We start from the raw sequence: 18471 nt of genomic DNA on the forward strand, positions 1-18471 counted from the left end.
AACTCCACGGCGCCGCGTGCCGTAGCTCCCGATCAGGCACGGTAACGCTGCCAGTGGCCCGACCGATCATTAGCGTGTAGAACTCCGGGTTCTCTTTGGCAAACTGGATGTAACAACGACCTAGGGAACACAGGGTTTCCAGGGGGTGGCTGCTCTCTGGCACATCGCGAAGACGATGAGTCAGCGTATTCCAACACTCCTCAAAGAGAGCGGCGATTAAACCTTCCTTCCCGCCGAATAGTGTGTAGACCGCCTGTGTCGTAACCCCGGCGTCTTCGGCTACGTTTCGTATAGTCAGCTTTCGGTTATCGGGCGTGGTCGCCAATTTAGCTGTGCAGTTCAGGATGCGATCTCGAGTAGCTCTCTTCATGAATAAAACAATATAACAATGTTATATCGATGTTATGACTCAACTGATACTTTGTCAACCTCGCTGGACTGACGGTTGGATTTTCAGGTGCTAACGTGTTATCCCGGGCAATAAATCAGATTCATGAACCTACAGTCACTAATTGATCGATAACAATGTCCAGCGCTGCGTTGCTCCCGGCCGATCAGTGCCCTTCGATTCTGGCTGGAGAGCCTTTCCAGAGCTTTCGCTTCAACGTTTCTGGAAACTACGTCAATTCTGGCAACTTCAAGCGTCACAGATGTGATTTAAGTTGGCTGCTCCTGGCCGGAAGCGGTCCTAAAAAAACGTTATTTGAACTTCATCGACCGGCCGCTTTGAGGTGATAGCGGACCTTTCTGGACACCTGGGCCATTTCGGCCCTTCAATGCCCGCTTTCGCCTAGTAGCCGACAGTTTCTGACTGAAAATGTAAATCTAAGTGACTTGATCGGCTATATAAAACGGACTTCGATTCCCCCAACATGCTGACCTCAAAGAGGATACTTGGGGTAGGAATTGGAAATGGATTGGTTGATGTCCGCCGAAGTGTACAAGTTCGTACTGATAGGGAGCTTTGTGTATGCGGCATTGATTCTGGTCGGCGCTTTTATGACGGAGGCTCCATATGGGAAGCTGGGGGCGGAGCGTGGAGGAATCAACCTTTCACCGAGACTTGGGTGGTTTCTTATGGAGTTACCCGCAACGCTGAGTTTTGTCTGGTTCTATATACATGGGAAGAATGCCCAAGCCTTGGTCCCGATGATTTTCCTGGGTATATGGTTGGTTCACTATGGTAATAGAGGTTTCATCTTTCCTCTGTTGATGCGAGTTGCCAAAGGTTCGAAAGGAACTTTCTCGATCATCGTGGTGGTCTCTGGCTGGCTTGTAACTACTCTCCACGGCTACCTCAATGCGGTCTTCATCTCACACCTGAGTACGCACATCACCGCAGAGTGGCTGTCAGACCCTCGATTCATCATCGGTATTGCCATCTATATTTGTGGCTTCCTCCTTAATCTGCAGTCCGATTCGATCATTCGCAATCTTCGGAGTCGACAAGAAGTTGAATCTGGGGAGAAAGTTTATCGGGTTCCAGAAGCAGGATTATTCAAGTACGTTACCAATCCTAGTTATTTCAGCGAACTGCTCTCATTCACCGGGTTCGCGATTGCCACTTGGTCGCTGGGAGCAGTTTTCGTGCTCGCAGTGAGTGCGGCTAACTTGATCCCGAGAGCATTCCAGGTGCATCGTTGGTATCAGGAGAAATTTCCCGACTACCCGCGCGAGCGGAAGGTGCTAATCCCGTTCATCATCTAGGTTAAATCTGTGCGAAAAGCGGATTAGTTGAGTAGTCGGGTTTAATTGGAAGCGGAAGTCGCGCGGCGGTTGAGCAAGCGTCCGCTTCTGGCCCCTAAGCTACCAGTCGATAAATGGATATCCCTGAACGGTAATGGATAGTGCAATAAAATCAGCATATATAGTTTTATTCTCGATGATCCTCTGGATGGGCGCTCTCATCGTGTTTCTTGCTGCAAATGATATCCCCGCATTCACCGCTTACCTTGGCTTTGCGCGAGGCGAGTCAGGCAATTTAATAAGCTGGCTTTGCGCACTTATCATCGCGGCCCTGTACATCAAGTCAGCGTCCAAAAATACCGACATTCGACGCTATCTTTTCAAACTCGATTTTTTGAAGGCCGCGGCGATTGTTGCAGCTGTGTGTGCGGGAATCGTTGAAGAAATGGTGTTTCGAAAGTGGATAATGGACTATTTGCACGGCAAAAATTTTTCTATCTACTTGCAAATTGTATTGTCTGGATTGGCCTTTGGCCTGGCCCACCTCTTGTGGGGTCTTAGGAACTACAAGGCAGGAATCAATGCCGCCTTATCCACGACGATTCTAGGTACAGCCCTGGCTTGCGTCTATGTCATTGGCGATCGTAGCTTGGCACCTTGCATCGCTGCCCATTTTATCATCACAGCCATGATTGAACCGGGACTAGTTATTTCTGCGGCTAGAGACAGACTAGGCTTTTGGTCTGAGAAATCAGAATGATCTTTGGCTGGGAGCGAGTGCAAGTCGGGTATTGGCCTTCATATGATTCCTTGTGAAGGTGCGGTATTTTTCGTCAGCGACGATTCAAAGCAAAGGCTCCCAGGATAACAAGTGATGGCTCCAGCCATGCGGGAGTAATCGGCATCCATTGTTCACGGACAGCTCCGATTCTTCATTCCAAAATCCGCTGCGTCACCTAAACTTTTTACTAGACATTTCCAGGGCAGGTTCCCATCAACCCATGATCGACTATGTAGCCACCTTTGTTACCTTCTTCGCCGTTATCGACCCCATAGGCACTGTGCCAGTATTTATTGCCGTCACTGCCGGCATGGAACAGCGCGACAGGACAAAAGCGGCCATGCAGGCCATTCTGGTCGCCGCAGCAGTGCTGGTATTTTTCGTCACGGTAGGCGAGTTAATCCTGGTGGCAATCGGCATTCCTTTACCGGCATTCGAAATTGCGGGAGGCATCGTCTTGTTCCTGTTTGCCCTGACCATGATTTTTGGCGACAGCAAACCCGATGAAGAACTGAAAATGCTTGCCCCGAAACAGAACCACGCCATATTTCCTCTCGCTGTACCCTCCATCGCCAGCCCCGGCGCCATGCTCGCGGCGGTCATGCAAACTGAGAATGCGGTTTACAGCATCACCGACCAGATGCTGGTCGCACTGGTGATTTTCGCTGTATTGCTTGTCGCGCTGATTCTGATGCTGGGCTCCAATCTGATTTCGCGCATAATCGGGCTCGCCGGTGCCAGCGTCGTGAGCCGGGTTATGGGGCTGATTCTCTCCGCCGTTGCGGTCACCAGCGTGTTATCAGGTATCGACTCTTACTTCGGTCTCGGCCCCGCGGCCTAATGCAGGTTCGCATCACCCATTCATCAGGACATATCTAGCGGAAAAGAGAGAGCATCATGAAAGTTCACTATCTCGAAATCGTCACCCGCGATATTGATGCGGTATGCCATGCCTGTGAGCTGTCCCAGAGAGTCAGCTTTAGTGCACCGGATGAACTGCTCGGCGGCGCCCGCACTGCCACACTGGCAGATGACTCGATCGTTGGGGTCCGCGGCCCTTTCAGGGAGACAGAGGCAACTTTGGTGCGCCATACTGGCTGATTGAAGACATCGATGAGGCGATCGCCCATGTCGCCGCTGCCGGCGCCGGGATCGCCATGCCACCGATGACCGTGCCCGGGAAAGGCTCGTTTGCTATCTATATTCAAGGCGGCAATGACCACGGTTTGTGGCAACTCTAGGAACAGAGGCAGGCGAATGTATCACTACCAGGGCGAGTGTCGCTGCGGTTCAGCGACACTTGATCTGTCATTGCCGAAACCGCTGAGCGAGTATTCGCCGCGCGCTTGTGACTGCAGCTTCTGCACCCGGCGAGGTGCTGCTTATCTTTCCGATCCAGCGGGGCAGCTCACAGTAACGTTCGCGGCTGAACCGCCACAAGTTCGGCAGGGGTCAGACCAGGCTGTTTTTCTGCTCTGCCCTAACTGTGAGCGCCTGATTTGTGGCGTCATCGCCGATGGCGATGGCTACATTGGCGCCATTAACTGTCAGGCCAGCGCAATGTTTGACGTGACACTGCCATCCACGCCAGCATCGCCCCAGCAGCTGAGCGCAACCGAGACACTGACGCGCTGGCGCCAGGTGTGGTTTCCTGTAATGCTGAACCCGCCGTTAATACTGGCCCAATCCGCTTACGAGCACCAGGCACCTATTTCCGTAAATCCCACCACCAAGGTACGCTGTGACCGCGATGACTGAGCTCAGGGAAGCAACCACTACCGATGTCGAAGCCATTGCAGGTTTTGCCGAGTACGCGTTCAGAGACGCATTTGCGTCATCCAACTCAATGGAGGATATGGACCTGTATTGTCGGAAAAGCTTTGGCAAAGATATTCAACAAAGCGAGATCGAGCACCCACATACCAGCACGCTGCTGTATTTAGAGAATGAGAAAATCGCCGGCTACGCGTACTTACGTGTCGACACCCATCTCAACTGCATCGACGCAGCCAGCTCAATGGAAATTCAACGTCTGTATGTGCACAGCCAATGGCATGGTAGGGGCGTGGCGCAGGCGCTGATGGTGGCTTGTATTGAGCAGGCTGAATCGGCGGGTGCCGGGGTGCTTTGGCTCTGTGTGTGGGAAGAAAACCCGCGCGCGATTGCGTTCTACCGTAAGCACGGCTTTCACACGGTTGGTGGTAATACGTTCATGTTCGGCACAGATCTGCAGCAGGATCTGGTTATGCTGCGACCGATAGGCCCAGGGGGCGAAAGCGCAACCACCTCGCCCGTTTAGCGCGCTTTCAAAATCGCCTGCGCTGCATTACGACCTGGCAGCCCGCTGACGCCGCCACCAGGATGCGCACCAGAACCACAGAGATAAACCCCTTCCACGGGCATCTTGTAAGCTGCATAGCCAGGAATCGGACGCAATGAATAGAACTGATCCAGGTGCAGTGCACCATGGAATATATCGCCGCCCACCATGTTCAAGTCACGCTCGATGTCCAGCGGTGTCTTGATCTGACGGCCCACCACAGACGCCCTGAAATTCGGCGCATACTGGTCGACCGTACCAATAATCTGGTCGGCCACCTCATCGCGAACCTCATCCCAACTGCGACCGTCGGGCAGATGACGCTGAAAATGTTGACAGAACAGCGACGCCACATGGCCGCCCGCCGGCGCCAGTGAATCGTCCTGGGTGGAAGGCACCTGCATGGAAATGACCGGGCGCTTCGACCAGCCATCGTTCCTGGCATCAAAGTAGGCGTTCTGGATGTATTGCAGCGAGGGGCTTACTTCAATAGCCCCCTTGAAGTGTTCCTCACCACGTCCGGCCATCGAGGTGAATTGCGGAAGCTCAGACAGCGCCACATTCATCCGGAATGTAGCAGAGTGACTGCGATACCCCTGAATCCGCCGCTGGTCCGCCTCATCGAGAAGCTCCACGTCCAGAAGGCGTTGCAATAGCACCTGCGGGTGAACACTGGCGGCCACATGGCGCGCAGTAATGGTCCGGCCATCGGCAGTTTCGACACCGACGGCCCTGCCCTTTTCAACCACAATGCGATTCACCGGACACTCGGTTTCGATGGTCGCCCCGCGGCTGCGCGCAAACGAGGCCATCGCCTCGGTAATCGCCCCCATGCCTCCGCGGGCAATCCCCCAGGCGCCAGCCCGGCCCTTTACTTCGCCAAACGCGTGGTGCAGCAGTACGTAAGCCGTGCCGGCCTGGTAGGGCTCAGCAAAGTTGCCAATCACCCCTTCCAGCCCGAGCACCCCCTTAAGCGCCTCGCCTTCAAACCACATGTCCAGGTAATCACCCAGGGAGCGGGTCATCAGTTCCGCGAGTACCGCCTGATGGCGACCATCAAGTTTACGCATCACGTTGCCGGCTTTGAGGAGGCCGACCAGGTCACCCCAGCCGCCACCGACATTGGGCGGAGCCTGGGTGGCCAGCGCACGCAGGGCAATCGCCACTTCGGCGATCTCTGCGTCGAAGGCATCAATGCGATCGGCATCACGCCGGGAAAAACGGGCAATCTCGCGACGCGCCTGCTCTCCGTCGCGAGTCATGAGCAAGTGATCATTATCCAGCAGGCTGAGTGTGCCGGCAGGACGCTCCATGATCTCCAATCCGTGTTGCTCCAACTGCAGGTCAGCGATCACCTGGGGATGTAGCAGACTGACCGAGTAAGAATATACCGAGTTGCGAAAGCCGGGGTGGAACTCTTCGGTCACCGCGGCCCCGCCTATTTTGGAGCGGGCCTCCAGTACCGTTACCTTAAGTCCCTTGCGGGCGAGATAACCGGCGCAGGTCAGGCCGTTGTGCCCGCCCCCGACAATAACAACATCGACGTCTGGTGTACTCACTGATCCCTGCCCCCTGCGCTTAAAAAACTAGTATACCCGCGACAATGCTGACGGCCTCCGTGCCGACCGGCTAGGAAGATCACAGCTCGGGCCTGTGATTCACTCGCTACACACTTGCACGCAGTGTCGTCATATAGAACCAACGGGAGATCTTACTCATGCCAGAAATCAGCGTACAACATCAATGTGCCTCGCTCACCGGACTCGTCGAAGTAGACAGCTTCGGTGACCCGGTAGGCCCCCTGCCCCTGCAGACCGATGCCGGCTTTTTCAACGGTGAATTTGAAGGCGCCAAAATGGTGACAGGCACCTGGGAATGTGAGGTGGGCACTCTGCAGCTGGACCTGGATCTGGTGGAATTCTGCCATCTACTGGAAGGCCACTGGCGCCTCACCTCGGAATCCGGCCAGGTCACCGACATCAAGGCCGGCGACAGCTGGGTCTTTCCCCTGGGCTGGAAAGGCACCGCCGAGGTCATCGAGAAGGTGCGCAAGGTGTACATGATGCTGTACACCGAATAAATCCCTCAGGGATCAGGCGTGCCGGCGTCCTTTTCAAGTGACGCCTGGTGCGCTTCCACCGTCTCCCACAGGGGCCCATCCACCCAGGTATCATCCAAGTAGAACTTCTCCGGCTCCTCTTCTTTCGGATCCACAATCAGGTTGTAGTACGAGGGATATGCCATGTTCATAATTGCATAGCTGTCCTCGTCGATTTCCTTGATCAGCATCTTCCAGTTACGCCACTTGGCGCCAAAGAGTTCGTTGCCAATGTAGATAACCATTGATTCCCGGGCCGATTTGGGCGCACTGCCCTTGAAGAAATCTGACTGGTCAACACCGTCCAGCATGCGATCATCGGGCAGTTCGCCACCTGCGAAGTTCGCCAGGGTGGGAAACACGTCGATTATGTGCACAATGTCGTTGGATACCTGACCGGCGGGAATGACTCCGGGATAGCGGATCAGAAACGGCACTCGCAGCGATCCTTCATAGGGTGAAAACATTGTGCCGCGCCAGGGGCCGGTAAAACCGAAGGAACGTTTAATGCCCTCGCGGCCGTTATCAGCAGAAAAGATCACGATGGTGTTCTCAGCCACGCCCAATTTTTCCAGCGTCGCCAACACATCGCCTACATATGCGTCCGTCTGTGCAAGCACATCGGCGAAGCTGCCATTGCCGGTTTTACCCTTGAAATCAGGATGCGCATCCACCGGCTCATGGGTTTGTGTATAAGGCAGATAGGCGAAAAACGGCTTGCCCGCCTTGGCCTCTCGCTCGATAAAATCAATAGCCCGATCGGTAATCTCCCGATCAATGGTGGCGCGCTTGGCGCGGCCATACAGTTCGTGTTTCTTCGGCGTCTCACCGCGCTTGGCGGTCATCACCCGGGTCAGCTCTACGCCGGCATCAGCCTGGAAACTGTCGCTGTCGGGCCAGAATGCCTGGTCGGAGGAGTTGGGAATACCGTACCACTCGTCAAACCCCTGATCAGTGGGGTATCGATTCTTGCCTGTACCCAGATGCCATTTGCCAAACATCCCGGTGCTGTAACCGGCGTCGGACAGCATTTCCGCCAGGGTGACCTCCCAGGGCGTAATGCCATACCAAATGCCGCGCGGTTCACCTTCAGCACGCAGCCGGGTCCGAATGCCGTAACGCCCCGTCATCAAGGCCGCGCGCGAGGGTGTACACTCCGCCTCCACGTTAAAGTTGGTCAGCTGAAAACCCTGATGGGCAATGCTGTCAATATTCGGCGTAGGGGCGCCGCGCAACACGCCTCCACCGTACACCCCAACCTCGCCATAGCCGAAGTTGTCCATCAGCAGCAGCACGATATTGGGTTTGGCGGCACTACCGGGTGCTGCACCCGCGAAGGTACAGCACAAACCCAGGCAGACCCCGGTCAACGTGTTCACTAGCGATTTATTCATCTTAAAGCACGTCTTTTACTTTGAAGTACGCCATGCCCACTGCGAGCGCGGGACGCCGCAGGTATTTACCGCCAGGGAAGGGCCAGTGGGGAATGCGGGCAAATACATCAAAGTCGTCGGGCTTGCCGTCGATCATGTCCGCGGTAATTTTCGCCATCATGTGGGTGGGCGCCACGCCGTGTCCGGAGTAAGCCTGTATATAGGCGATGTTGTCCGCCAGTCGCCCCAATTGCGGCATGCGATTCAGGCCGATACCCATCTGGCCACTCCAGCCGTAATCGATGGGAATGCCGGTCAGCTCCGGGAAGACCTTTTCCATCTTGCGACGGATGGTCCCTTCCAGGTCCTTGGGTTCCAGCCCGGTGTAATTAGACAAGCCACCAAACAGCATCCGCCGGTCAGCGGAGAGGCGAAAATAGTCGAGCGCCGTGCGCGGATCGCACACTGCCACATTACCCGGCATTAGCTGCTGGGCCATACTCTCCGGCAATGGTGCCGTAGCGACCACTGAGCTGTTGGAGGGCAACACGCGGGTCGCCAGTTTGGGAATCAGGCCGCCCATATACGCATTGCCCGCCAGCACCACCTTCTTGGCCAACACGCTGCCCTCATCCGTGCGCACCCTAACCCGCTGGCCCTGCACAATTTCCTGAACCCGTGACTGCTCAAATATTCTGGCACCGCCGCGTTCTGCAGCGCGGGCCTCGCCAATACACAGGTTGAGCGGATGCACATGCCCATTGGCGGTATTCATCAAACCACCGAGATAGGCATCACTGTTGACGTACTCCTTGAGTTCATCGCGATCAAGCAAACGGTACTCGTGAGGATTGCCAATCTCTTTTTCGAAATCGCGCCACTCGGCAAATTGTTTGAGGTGCCGGGGCTTCAGCGCGACATCGCAGTAACCCCAGGTGAGGTCACAATCAATGTCATACTTCTCCACACGCTCGCGAATAATATCCCGGGCCGCAATGCCCATACGGTAGATCGCCTTGACGCCATCGGCTCCGATCTGTTTTTCAAAACGCTCCGGATCGTGGCCGATGCCACCAATCACCTGACCGCCGTTGCGACCGGTTGCGCCCCAGCTGATGCGGTTGGCTTCGAGTAACACCACATCGTAGCCTTTCTCTACCAACTCCACCGCGGTGTTTACCCCGGTAAAGCCACCCCCCACCACCACGACATCGGCCTCGATGTCGTTCTCCATGCGTGGGTAGGCCGTTTGCCAGTTGGCAGATGCTGCGTAATAAGAGCCCGTGTGCTCACGGGTTTCAACGGTTGTTTTGAGTCCGAACATGACCTGTTCCTCCTGCTATCAATGTCTGCCCGCTACACGCGAGCGCACTTGTCTGATTCAGCAGATCGAGGCGGGGTCTTCGTCTTCACCCTGAAAGATATTTTGCCAGGCCGCAGGTGTGCAGACCCAGTGACTCCAGGCAACAAAGGGGGGGGTAATGTCTGCGCGATTTTTCATTCGTGCACCGTTAATAACTGGTTACTATTGAGCAACAGCCGCACAGCCAAGTCAATTCTATCGGCTTGCTCCAGCCCTATACGTCAGGTAGACGGGCGCGTAGCGAGAGGATTATCTACGCTGTTGATAGCGGTAGGATATAGGCAAGGAGCCTTTTATCATCATGAATAACAAGACGGCGACAGAAGTCGATACGTTTCTGGAGCAGCATCCGGACATTCAGATGCTGGAACTGCTCATGCCTGACATTAACGGCATTCTTCGCTGTAAGCGCATCCACCGACGCGAGTTCGATATGCTCTTCGACAACAAATTCAAAGCCCCACTGAGCGTACCGCTGCTGGGCATGAGTGGTGATCTGTACGACGAAGGCCTGGACCACTCCTTGCTGGCCGGTGACCCCGATCAGCTGCTCCTGCCCATTCCCGGCACCCTCGCTCGGATTCCCTGGCTTGCGTCACCCACGGCCCAGGTACTCACGCGTTTTGTCGATATGCAGATGCAGCCCTCATGGCCCGATCCACGCAACGTATTGATGCGGGTACTCAAAAGGTACCGGGAAGCCGGCCTGCGTCCGGTCGTGGCCACTGAGCTGGAGTTTTACCTGTTGGCCCCTGGCACAGAAGGTAGTCCGCAACCGTTGAAGGGCAATATCCCTGGCACTGGACGCGTACAACAGGGTATTCAATACTGCATGGCTGACGATCTGATCGACTGCGACGCCTTTCTCGACGATGTGCGCACGGCCTGTGATCTGCAGAACGTGCCCCTGACGGCAATCCATTCCGAATTTGCCTCGGGCCAATGGGAAATCAATACCCATCATACTGAAGACCCACTCGAGGCTTGTGATCACGGCATGTTGCTCAAGCGCATTGTTAAAGGTGTAGCCCGCAAGCACGGCATGGGGGCGACCTTCATGGCCAAGCCCTTTGCCGATATCGCCGGCAATGGGCTGCATATTCACGCCAGCATTTACGACGCCGACGGCAACAATATTTTTGCCTGCGACGCAGGCGGTCCGCCCGAGCATTACAGCGACACATTGCGCCATGCCATTGGTGGCCTGGCAGACACCATGGACGAGGCCATGGCCATATTCGCCCCCAATGCCAACTCGTATCGTCGCTTCAAGCCAGGCGCTTTCGCGCCATCCTCACCGACCTGGGGCTATAACCATCGCGAAGTTGCCCTGCGCGTTCCTGTGTCGTCTGAACATAACCGGCGGGTGGAACATCGTGTAGCTGGCGCAGATGCAAACACCTACCTGGTCACCGCCGCGGTACTGGCAGGTATGCTCCACGGTATTTCCCATCAGTCTGATCCCGGCGAACCGGTACCGGTAGATGCCGACCTATCCGAGGCCGAAGTCACTCTACCCCGGCGCTGGGATGCAGCTCTGGAGTATTTTCGTAAAGGGAGTATCTTGAAAGACTATCTGGGTGCTACTTACTGCTCTACCTTCGCCGCGCTGCGTCAGGGTGAGAGTGACGACTACAATGGCCAGGTTCCCGACCTGGACTATGAGTGGTATCTCAGAGCGCTGTAAATCGCGCTGCCGGCCAGATTATTTCTTTTCGTTGAGGGATTCGCGTCGGTACTGAGCGGGAGTAAGGCCGGTGCTTTTCTTGAAGGCCGCATAGAAAGTTGAGGTTGAGTTAAACCCTACCGCCAGTGCAACATCGAGAATTGAGGGCGACGCTCTTTCATCCTGCACCAGGATATTCGTCGCCTCCTGCACCCGATAGCGATTGATAAAGTCGAAGAAGCTGACACCGTGTCCCTCGTTAATCGCCTGGGACAGGTGATTGATCGAACAGCCAAGCCGGGTGGCAAGTTCAGGCAGTGACAGATGCGAATCTAGGAACAACTGCTCTTTTTCCATTGCGTCCAACAGCCTCGTCAATACTGCCTGCCGCGCTGCAGGGTTAAGACCGGACTTTGCATAACGGCTGCCACTAGCCTCACCACTCCTGCGGCGCGAGACTAGTTCCGGATCGCGGTAGTAATCCTCGATGAGACCGGCGCCCTCCCCGTCCATCGTTATGAACTCGGCGCCCATCCAACCGCCCTCGCCATTTTCACCGTCAGGGCATGCACGGTACTGGAATGCGATGGAGCTCTCCCCGGAGAGCACCTCACCCACCAGCGTGTAGTAGTTTGTATCGTTGGCGAAGTACTGCTTTAGATGCCTCACGAGATCGTCGCGATTCATCTGCTGCTGTGTGGGTATGTCGAAGTAGGTCCCCCCCTTTGCCAGGTGCTCAGCCACACCGGCGGGGTCATGTTGATTCCAGGCGTCTATATAACTCGCTACAAAATCTGCGCTTACCATGCGAATGCCCTTTTATTTTATGGGTCTAATTCTATGCATATTCCATGCCGGGTGCCACCTCGCGTGTCACGCGCCCGCGACCCGGTCTGGAGGTACGTAATCAAAGATAAAGTTAATCCTGTCGTCCGCACCCTTGTTCATCACGCTGTGGGTTTTCTGGTTATTAATTTCATAGGCATGCCCCACCGTCATCCGATATGGTTGACCGGCCACTGTATAGCGCACCCGGGTGTTGGTCTTTATCGGGATATGAATTCGGTGGCCGTAATGGAACGACGGATGGTGATCCCGGTGCGGTGTGATCACCTCCCCTGGGAGCAGCTTGGCTGCCATGGCGCGAATGATGGTGCCACCCGGTGCATAATGGGTATTCACAATCTCGTTCATCAGCGGTACAGCCAAATCACTGAGCCACTCCCAACCCGACTCACGACTGACCGTGATATCCGGCCAGCCTTCACCATCGGTGAAAATGAGAACCACGGATTCGGTGCGTCGATGCACGTCATAGTCCTGCTGTCGCTGGCGGTTCGCCTCCCAGGCGGCCTGCGGCAATGCCAGGATCGCATCCGACAGCGCAACCTGATCGACCGGGCCAAGATCCTTGAGTGCTACTTCGATGTCCATCGCTTTCCCCAGAGCAAATAGCGTGTGCTCTCACACAACAATTCAGACTATAACGGGAGACCTGTCGCCGGCGCAAAGGCATAATAGCCTGCATAACAACTTCCGTGAGTCACTATGAATACAGCGCTTCCTACCGTGATCGCCACCTCTGTCGTTCGCGGCTCTCACCAGGGGGAAAGTCACGGCGGTGTCTATACGATCGACTTCAACAACGGCGCCGTCACTCAGCACATCGACTGGAACACCACAGACATCGACTTCGCCGGGCGAGGTGCCGACCGCGGTTTGCGAGGTATCGCCTTTGACCGCGACCATATATTTATCGCCGCTTCCGACGAGCTGTTCTGCTTCGATCCGCAGTTCAATCAGGTGGGCGCCTGGCGCAACCCCTATCTAAAACACTGTCACGAAATCTGTGTCTACCAGCGCATGCTGTTTCTGACCTCGACGGGATTCGACAGCATTCTCGCCTTCGATCTCGACAAGCAAGCGTTCTCCTGGGGCTTTTACCTGCAGAGTCAGGGTGGCCAGTGGAGTGGCTTCAGCTTCGACCCGCGCAGCGACAAGGGCCCGAAACCCAGCAATGAGCAACACATCAACATGGTCCACGTTGATCGAGGCGGCGTGTTCATCAGCGGCCTGCGTACAGGTGCTCTGCTGCGCAATAGTGGTGGCGCGGGCGTGACCGCCCTGTGCAGCCTGCCACAAGGCTGTCATAACGCGCGGCCCTTCGGTGAGGGTGTTCTGCTGAATGACACACAGGCGGACTGCCTGCGCCATGTGCCCCATGTCGGTGCGCAACACGCCTTCAAGGTGCCACAATACGCCGAGGAAAATATTGAGTTTGCCGGTGTGGACACATCGCGCATCGCCCGCCAGGGCTTCGGCCGCGGGCTCTGTGTCATTGACGGGACGACTATCGCCGGTGGCTCGTCGCCGTCCACTGTGAGCCTCCACGACCTAGAAACCGGCGCGACTCTGGCAAGCATTAATCTGACCATGGACATCCGCAACGCGATCCACGGCCTCGAACTCTGGCCCTACTGAGGCTTAAACGGGCGGCTAGCCGCCCGGACCGCCCCAGCGTTTCACGAACCGGATACCATATTCGCGGGGTCGGTTGACGTAAACCGGATCGACATGATCGCGACCCTCGTTAACGTTGACCTGCGACCAGCCACCCTGACGGGCGTGGCCATAAATAGCTCGCTCGTCTGTGAGGTTATAGACGAATAATGAGACGTCCCAGGTGCGGCCCTGTAGGCCCACCGTTAGATCTCCAATGTCATAAGACGGCATCGTAAACTGCGGAAACGGGTTATCGTCGGCCAGCGGTGAGGGCTCAAGATTGCTCAGGCGCTCCCCAGAATACGACCACTGGAGACGCGCGTAACCGTTGGCATCCGCGATCGGTACAGGGAAGCTGTACGATGCCCATGCTGCGCCAGTCCAGTCCGGGGTATTGGGTAGCTGAGAACCCGATGGTATGTCGGTACCTCCGTCGCCATCGGAGTCGATATCGGTGTCAGTCTCTGCCTCCAACCACTGGGCATTGAAACCTAATTCAAAGTTATCAGTCACTGCCCAGTCGAACTCGGCGTTGAACCCTAGAATACTCGCGTCACCTGCATTTGACACCGCAACCTGGAAAGGCTGCCCACACACACCCGCGATGGATCCTCCATCCGGGCAGGGCCCACTCGCTGGATCGGTCAATTCAAACTGGAAGTCCTCCCAGTCCATGTAGAACAGCGTGGCTGCCAGGCGCACTGCACCGTTGGCCATGGTACTTCGATAACCGGCCTCGTAATTGATCATTTTATCTGGGTCAAATTTCTGAGGCGTAGCCGGTTCACCCCGCTGCCGATTGGTCCCGCCCGGTCTATAGCCCTCTGAGTACAGTGCATAGACCATACTGTCGTCGCTAAGGTTGTAGGCCACAGAAAACTTGGGTGCGATTTCCGAGTCATCACCCTTGAGCACGGCCGCCTCCGTATCTGGCGCTGTCTCCGGCTGGCGCTGGATGTAGGTCGTCTCGTTCTCACGATCAAACCAGCGCGCCCCGGCGGTGAGGTCCCACCTCTCACCCACATGCCAGGTGACCTCGCCAAATACCGCCACCTGTTCAAAGTCGGAGGAACTGTCTGCATAGAAAGGCGCCGTTGCATTCGGGTAGGACTCACCCGAAGCCCATTCGAACCAGTCTAGCGAAATGGTCTGTTGGTATAGGTCCTGTGCGTCTCCACGCCCATCCGCGTTGGCCGTGGGGTAACCGAAGAATTCTTCATAGGAATAGTTACTTTCCTCATAGAACGCCCCCACCAACCAATCGATGGTTTCTCCCGAGGAAAACAGCCGCAATTCCTGGGCGAAACGGTCGCTAGTAGGGTCTTCATCGAAGGCTGATAGGAAGTCGCCTTCCACTGTGGGCGCATTACAGTAGGCGCCTTCCTGAAATAGGACGCCACCCTCGGGAGGCAGATAGTAGTAATCGCCATTGTAATAACTGGAGTCGCCACCGTAGTTGATACAGTAGTAGGCTGAGTACGATTTCTGGTAGTTGGTCACGTCCTGAGTGAAGCTGCCCTCACTATCGTAATAGGAGGTAGCTGACACTAACTGAGCAAAACCTAGGTCACCCTCGATAACCAGCGAGCTGATATCGAATTCCACATCATAAAATTCCTCGTTGTAGCGATTGACCTCTAGGTCACCGACGTTTTCATCAAACACGGAATAGGACCCGGCATTAGTTTCCTGGTGCAGATAGCTGGCCGTCGCCTGCCAGTTCTCGTTGATATTCCATAGCAGTGCGGCACGCCAGCCAGCGACTTCGAAGTCGTTGATGTCGTCCTCGACCACATCCGCATTGTTAAGGGTGCCCCAGTCGGCCGGTGAGCGGCCATAAGCGTTGTCAGTCTTGCGGTCGTTGGTGATCGTAGAGCCAAAGACATTGTCGACAAAACCGCCGTCCTCGGCGCCATAGGCAACAACACGCAGAGCCAGCGTATCATCCACGATAGGCAGGTTGACCACCAGCGAGCCGTCCCAACTGCTCTCGGCGTCACTGCCATCGCGGAAACTGCCATCGAACACCACTTCCCATGCCTGCGTGTCAGGCCGATTAGTGATGATCCGCAATGTGCCCGCCTGGGCGTCCGCACCGTAAAGTGTGCCCTGAGGGCCCGCCAGCGCCTCAACGCGGGCAACATCTACCATGCGAATATAGGGCTGCTGCCCCTGAGTGGTGACAGAGACTTCATCGAAGTAGACAGAAGAGGTTGACTGGACAACATAGCCAGGGTCAGAGGTCGCCCCACGAAATACAATATCGGTGATGCCTGCACCGAAATCGACGGTATTAATGGATGGGACAAATCGGCTGATGTCATTGACAGACCGCGTGCCGAGCTCGCGCAGGTCGTCCTCACTCAAAGCCTGGACGCTGCCGGGAATATCCATTACGGACTCGGAGCGTTTACGGGCGGTGACAAGAATCTCCTCAAGTAACCTTGCTTCCGGATCCTCATTCTGCGCATAGACCAGGGGCGACGAACCGAGGATAGCGGCAAGGGCCGAGGCCAGCGGAGCACGATTCAAGCCAGGAAGATTCTTCATAATCATTCACCTTTGAGTGTGATTTTTATTTTCGGCAACGTCCCACCACGCCGAGGTTTGATTCTTCTCATGACGGAATTTCGCAAACTTCGCCGACCCGAGCTACCTCGCCTATAGGTTCGGAACGGTTCGCAACCTAGCCCAGCCAGACCGCACTAGTTCAGTGCGTCAGGCCTGTCTTCAGGCGGCAATGCGCGCAGCAGGGGTTCCAGAACTTCTATCAAGTCACCCAGCTGCGGCTCGTATCGGCGCCACAGGTTGACCGAACTCGAGTAGATCGGTTGGCGCACCTGCTCAGAACTCGCAGTCTTGACAGCCCGTTCCGTACGGTGGAACTCTACGCATCCCTGCTCAAATGGCAGGTCACAGTAAGCCAGCAGCCGTCGGACCTGGCCTTCAAGATCCGCAACGACCTCGGCGTAATTGACGTCCAGCACTGCGCCGGGAATGACGTCATGCCAATGCCGCATCAGCTCGTCGTAGAGCAGATAGTACTCGCCAATATCCATCAGGTCGTAACTGAATGGCTGGCCGCTGGCGAACAACTGCTTGTAACTGCCGAAGCAACTGTCCAGGGGATGGCGACGCGCATTGATTATCTTTGCGTTGGGCAGTACCAGCCGCAATAGCCCAACATAGATGAAGTTGTTGGGATTCTTGTCGATGAAGTAGGCGGCGCCGGACCGATATTTACTGGTCTGTTGCAGGTAGGCTGTTCCCAGACCCGACCAACGCGCAGGTTCCAGCGTGACCAGGCTCTCGGGAAAATGGACCCCACGGCCGCTGCGCGTATTCAGTGACTGCACCAGATGAGGCAGATCACTGAGCTCGTGGGTCCCCTCTACCTGGCTGTGACTTGCCAGCACCTGCTCCAGCAGGGTCGAGCCTGAGCGCGGCAGGCCAATGATAAAGATGGGTGCTGGGTCAGGGTCACCCAGACCAGCATGTTCAGCCAGAAACTCAGCGTTGAATACCTCGCGTATTTTTCCGACCTGAACTTCATGCGCCACCGGATCATAGATTTCTCGAGAGCGCCTGACCTCATTGCAGCGCTGGAAATGTGAAAACGCACGCGGGTAGTCACGCCTGGACTCATACTCAAGCCCCAGCGCGTTGTTGAGCTGTTCAATGACGGCCTCTTGCAACCCATCGCCCGCCAGAATCGATTCCATCGCCTCAACCTCCGCATCTTCGAAGCGGAAGGTCTTCAAGTTAGCCAGGTTCCAGTAGGGTTCCGAGTTACCCGGGTTGGCGGCGATATTGCGACGATGCACCGCCACAGCTTCATCCTGGCGCCCGATCGTTTTCAACTGGTGTGCAAGGCCCGAAAATGCGCCGGGGTGTGTGGGGGCTCGCTCAAGTACAGCTTCGTAGCTGGCAATCGCTTCCTCGTGCTGGTTTGCGTGCCCCTGCGCATTGGCCAGTGTCACATACGGTTCGCCGAGCTCGGGGTTCAATGCAACCAATTGCCGCGCACTGGCGATGGCGGCGGGATAGTCGCCCAGCTCCTGCTGCACCTGAGCGAGATCCAGCCAGGCGCGGGAGTAACGCGGCGCGTACTTTACCGCTCGCTGCAAAAAGGTATGTGCATCCTGGTATTGATTGTGTATTGCTGCGATTTCTGCCAGCAGTCTCAGCGCTTCAGGGTGATTCGGGTCGCGCTGCAGAATATCTCGATAGACCTTTTCGGCTTTTGCAGGCTCACCATCGGTCCTGAATTGCTCGGCACGTGCGATGGCAGCGGCAAAAAATGCCTGGCTCCGCTCATCTGTGACGCTGCCGGCAGTCTCCAGTCGCTCCTTTGCCTTATCGATCTTGGCCTGGAGACTGGTTCTCTCAGGCGCCCGGGTTTTTGCCTCCCGATAGGCTTCAATAGCCTGCGCAGGGTTGCCTGTAGCCAACAACAGGTCGCCGCTGACTTCGATCACCGGCACGAAGTGCGGGTGCTTGCGCAGTGCGCGCTCAATGCACTTGCCGGCGTCATCGAAACGCCGAAGCGCAATGAACGCTTGACCGCTCAGGCACAGCAAGTTGGGGTCATCCGGGTGCTGCCGTAGACCCTCTGCACAGGTGCTGACGGTATCGTCAGGCCGGCTCTGACGCATATGGGCCACCGCCCTGCCATAAAACTC

17 protein-coding genes are annotated in these 18471 nt (G+C 56.1%); 9 read left to right on the forward strand and 8 right to left on the reverse strand.

Features of this window, described 5'->3' with window-relative positions:
• On the reverse strand, nucleotides 1-370 hold a 370-nt coding region (locus A3709_RS03010), incomplete at its 3' end, for a TetR/AcrR family transcriptional regulator (RefSeq protein ID WP_156507549.1).
• 542 nt (nucleotides 371-912) lie between these two features.
• On the opposite strand from A3709_RS03010, the gene A3709_RS03015 reads away from it, so the two are divergent.
• The 6 genes from A3709_RS03015 to A3709_RS03040 all read left to right on the forward strand — a co-directional run bounded on the left by A3709_RS03015 (nucleotide 913) and on the right by A3709_RS03040 (nucleotide 4766).
• Nucleotides 913-1707: a methyltransferase gene (locus tag A3709_RS03015; protein WP_066049896.1), complete on the forward strand. Its 795-nt coding sequence runs from the start codon at nucleotides 913-915 to the stop codon at nucleotides 1705-1707.
• 133 nt (nucleotides 1708-1840) lie between these two features.
• The gene (locus A3709_RS03020; RefSeq protein ID WP_197484056.1) at nucleotides 1841-2446 is read left to right on the forward strand and encodes a CPBP family intramembrane glutamic endopeptidase; all 606 of its coding nucleotides are present in this window, start codon (nucleotides 1841-1843) and stop codon (nucleotides 2444-2446) included.
• Nucleotides 2447-2687: 241 nt separating this feature from the next.
• The gene (locus A3709_RS03025; protein ID WP_066049899.1) at nucleotides 2688-3308 is read left to right on the forward strand and encodes a MarC family protein; all 621 of its coding nucleotides are present in this window, start codon (nucleotides 2688-2690) and stop codon (nucleotides 3306-3308) included.
• Nucleotides 3309-3364: 56 nt separating this feature from the next.
• Nucleotides 3365-3568 carry a hypothetical protein gene (locus tag A3709_RS23565; RefSeq protein WP_197484057.1) on the forward strand — a complete coding sequence of 68 codons (204 nt, stop codon included), beginning with the start codon at nucleotides 3365-3367 and terminating at the stop codon, nucleotides 3566-3568.
• A 156-nt stretch (nucleotides 3569-3724) separates the two neighbouring features.
• Nucleotides 3725-4225, forward strand: a complete 501-nt coding sequence (locus A3709_RS03035) for a hypothetical protein (protein ID WP_066049902.1) — start codon at nucleotides 3725-3727, stop codon at nucleotides 4223-4225.
• Entirely contained in the window at nucleotides 4218-4766 is a 549-nt protein-coding gene (locus tag A3709_RS03040) for a GNAT family N-acetyltransferase (protein WP_066049904.1), read from the forward strand. The genes A3709_RS03035 and A3709_RS03040 overlap by 8 nt, the downstream gene beginning before the upstream one ends.
• On the opposite strand, the gene A3709_RS03045 is transcribed toward A3709_RS03040, so the two are convergent.
• Entirely contained in the window at nucleotides 4763-6346 is a 1584-nt protein-coding gene (locus A3709_RS03045; RefSeq protein WP_066049906.1) for an NAD(P)/FAD-dependent oxidoreductase, read from the reverse strand. The two genes, A3709_RS03040 and A3709_RS03045, sit on opposite strands and share 4 nt — an antisense overlap.
• A gap of 158 nt (nucleotides 6347-6504) precedes the next feature.
• Between A3709_RS03045 and A3709_RS03050 the strand changes: the two genes are divergently transcribed.
• A complete protein-coding gene (locus A3709_RS03050) occupies nucleotides 6505-6867 on the forward strand; it encodes a cupin domain-containing protein (RefSeq protein ID WP_066049909.1) in 363 nt (120 codons plus the stop codon).
• Between the two features lie 5 nt (nucleotides 6868-6872).
• On the opposite strand, the gene A3709_RS03055 is transcribed toward A3709_RS03050, so the two are convergent.
• Nucleotides 6873-8279 carry a sulfatase-like hydrolase/transferase gene (locus tag A3709_RS03055; protein WP_082849847.1) on the reverse strand — a complete coding sequence of 469 codons (1407 nt, stop codon included), beginning with the start codon at nucleotides 8277-8279 and terminating at the stop codon, nucleotides 6873-6875.
• A 1-nt stretch (nucleotide 8280) separates the two neighbouring features.
• On the reverse strand, nucleotides 8281-9582 hold the full coding sequence (locus A3709_RS03060) for an FAD-binding oxidoreductase (protein WP_066049912.1): 1302 nt from the start codon (nucleotides 9580-9582) through the stop codon (nucleotides 8281-8283).
• 340 nt (nucleotides 9583-9922) lie between these two features.
• On the opposite strand from A3709_RS03060, the gene A3709_RS03065 reads away from it, so the two are divergent.
• Nucleotides 9923-11308, forward strand: a complete 1386-nt coding sequence (locus A3709_RS03065; RefSeq protein ID WP_066049916.1) for a glutamine synthetase family protein — start codon at nucleotides 9923-9925, stop codon at nucleotides 11306-11308.
• Nucleotides 11309-11326: 18 nt separating this feature from the next.
• Here A3709_RS03065 and A3709_RS03070 read toward each other — a convergent pair whose 3' ends face one another.
• The gene (locus A3709_RS03070; RefSeq protein ID WP_066049918.1) at nucleotides 11327-12094 is read right to left on the reverse strand and encodes a helix-turn-helix domain-containing protein; all 768 of its coding nucleotides are present in this window, start codon (nucleotides 12092-12094) and stop codon (nucleotides 11327-11329) included.
• A 66-nt stretch (nucleotides 12095-12160) separates the two neighbouring features.
• Nucleotides 12161-12721 (reverse strand): aspartyl/asparaginyl beta-hydroxylase domain-containing protein, encoded by a 561-nt coding sequence (locus tag A3709_RS03075; protein ID WP_066049921.1) that lies wholly within the window; start codon nucleotides 12719-12721, stop codon nucleotides 12161-12163.
• A 114-nt stretch (nucleotides 12722-12835) separates the two neighbouring features.
• On the opposite strand from A3709_RS03075, the gene A3709_RS03080 reads away from it, so the two are divergent.
• On the forward strand, nucleotides 12836-13768 hold the full coding sequence (locus A3709_RS03080; protein WP_066049922.1) for a hypothetical protein: 933 nt from the start codon (nucleotides 12836-12838) through the stop codon (nucleotides 13766-13768).
• Between the two features lie 15 nt (nucleotides 13769-13783).
• Here the strand turns inward: A3709_RS03080 and A3709_RS03085 are convergent, their stop codons facing one another.
• A complete protein-coding gene (locus tag A3709_RS03085) occupies nucleotides 13784-16339 on the reverse strand; it encodes a TonB-dependent receptor (RefSeq protein ID WP_066049923.1) in 2556 nt (851 codons plus the stop codon).
• Between the two features lie 155 nt (nucleotides 16340-16494).
• Complete coding sequence (locus tag A3709_RS03090) at nucleotides 16495-18444, reverse strand: tetratricopeptide repeat-containing sulfotransferase family protein (RefSeq protein ID WP_066049926.1); 1950 nt, start codon at nucleotides 18442-18444, stop codon at nucleotides 16495-16497.
• Nucleotides 18445-18471: the final 27 nt, after the last annotated feature.

The sequence above is a fragment of the Halioglobus sp. HI00S01 genome, assembly GCF_001635445.1.
GTDB lineage: Bacteria > Pseudomonadota > Gammaproteobacteria > Pseudomonadales > Halieaceae > Halioglobus > Halioglobus japonicus.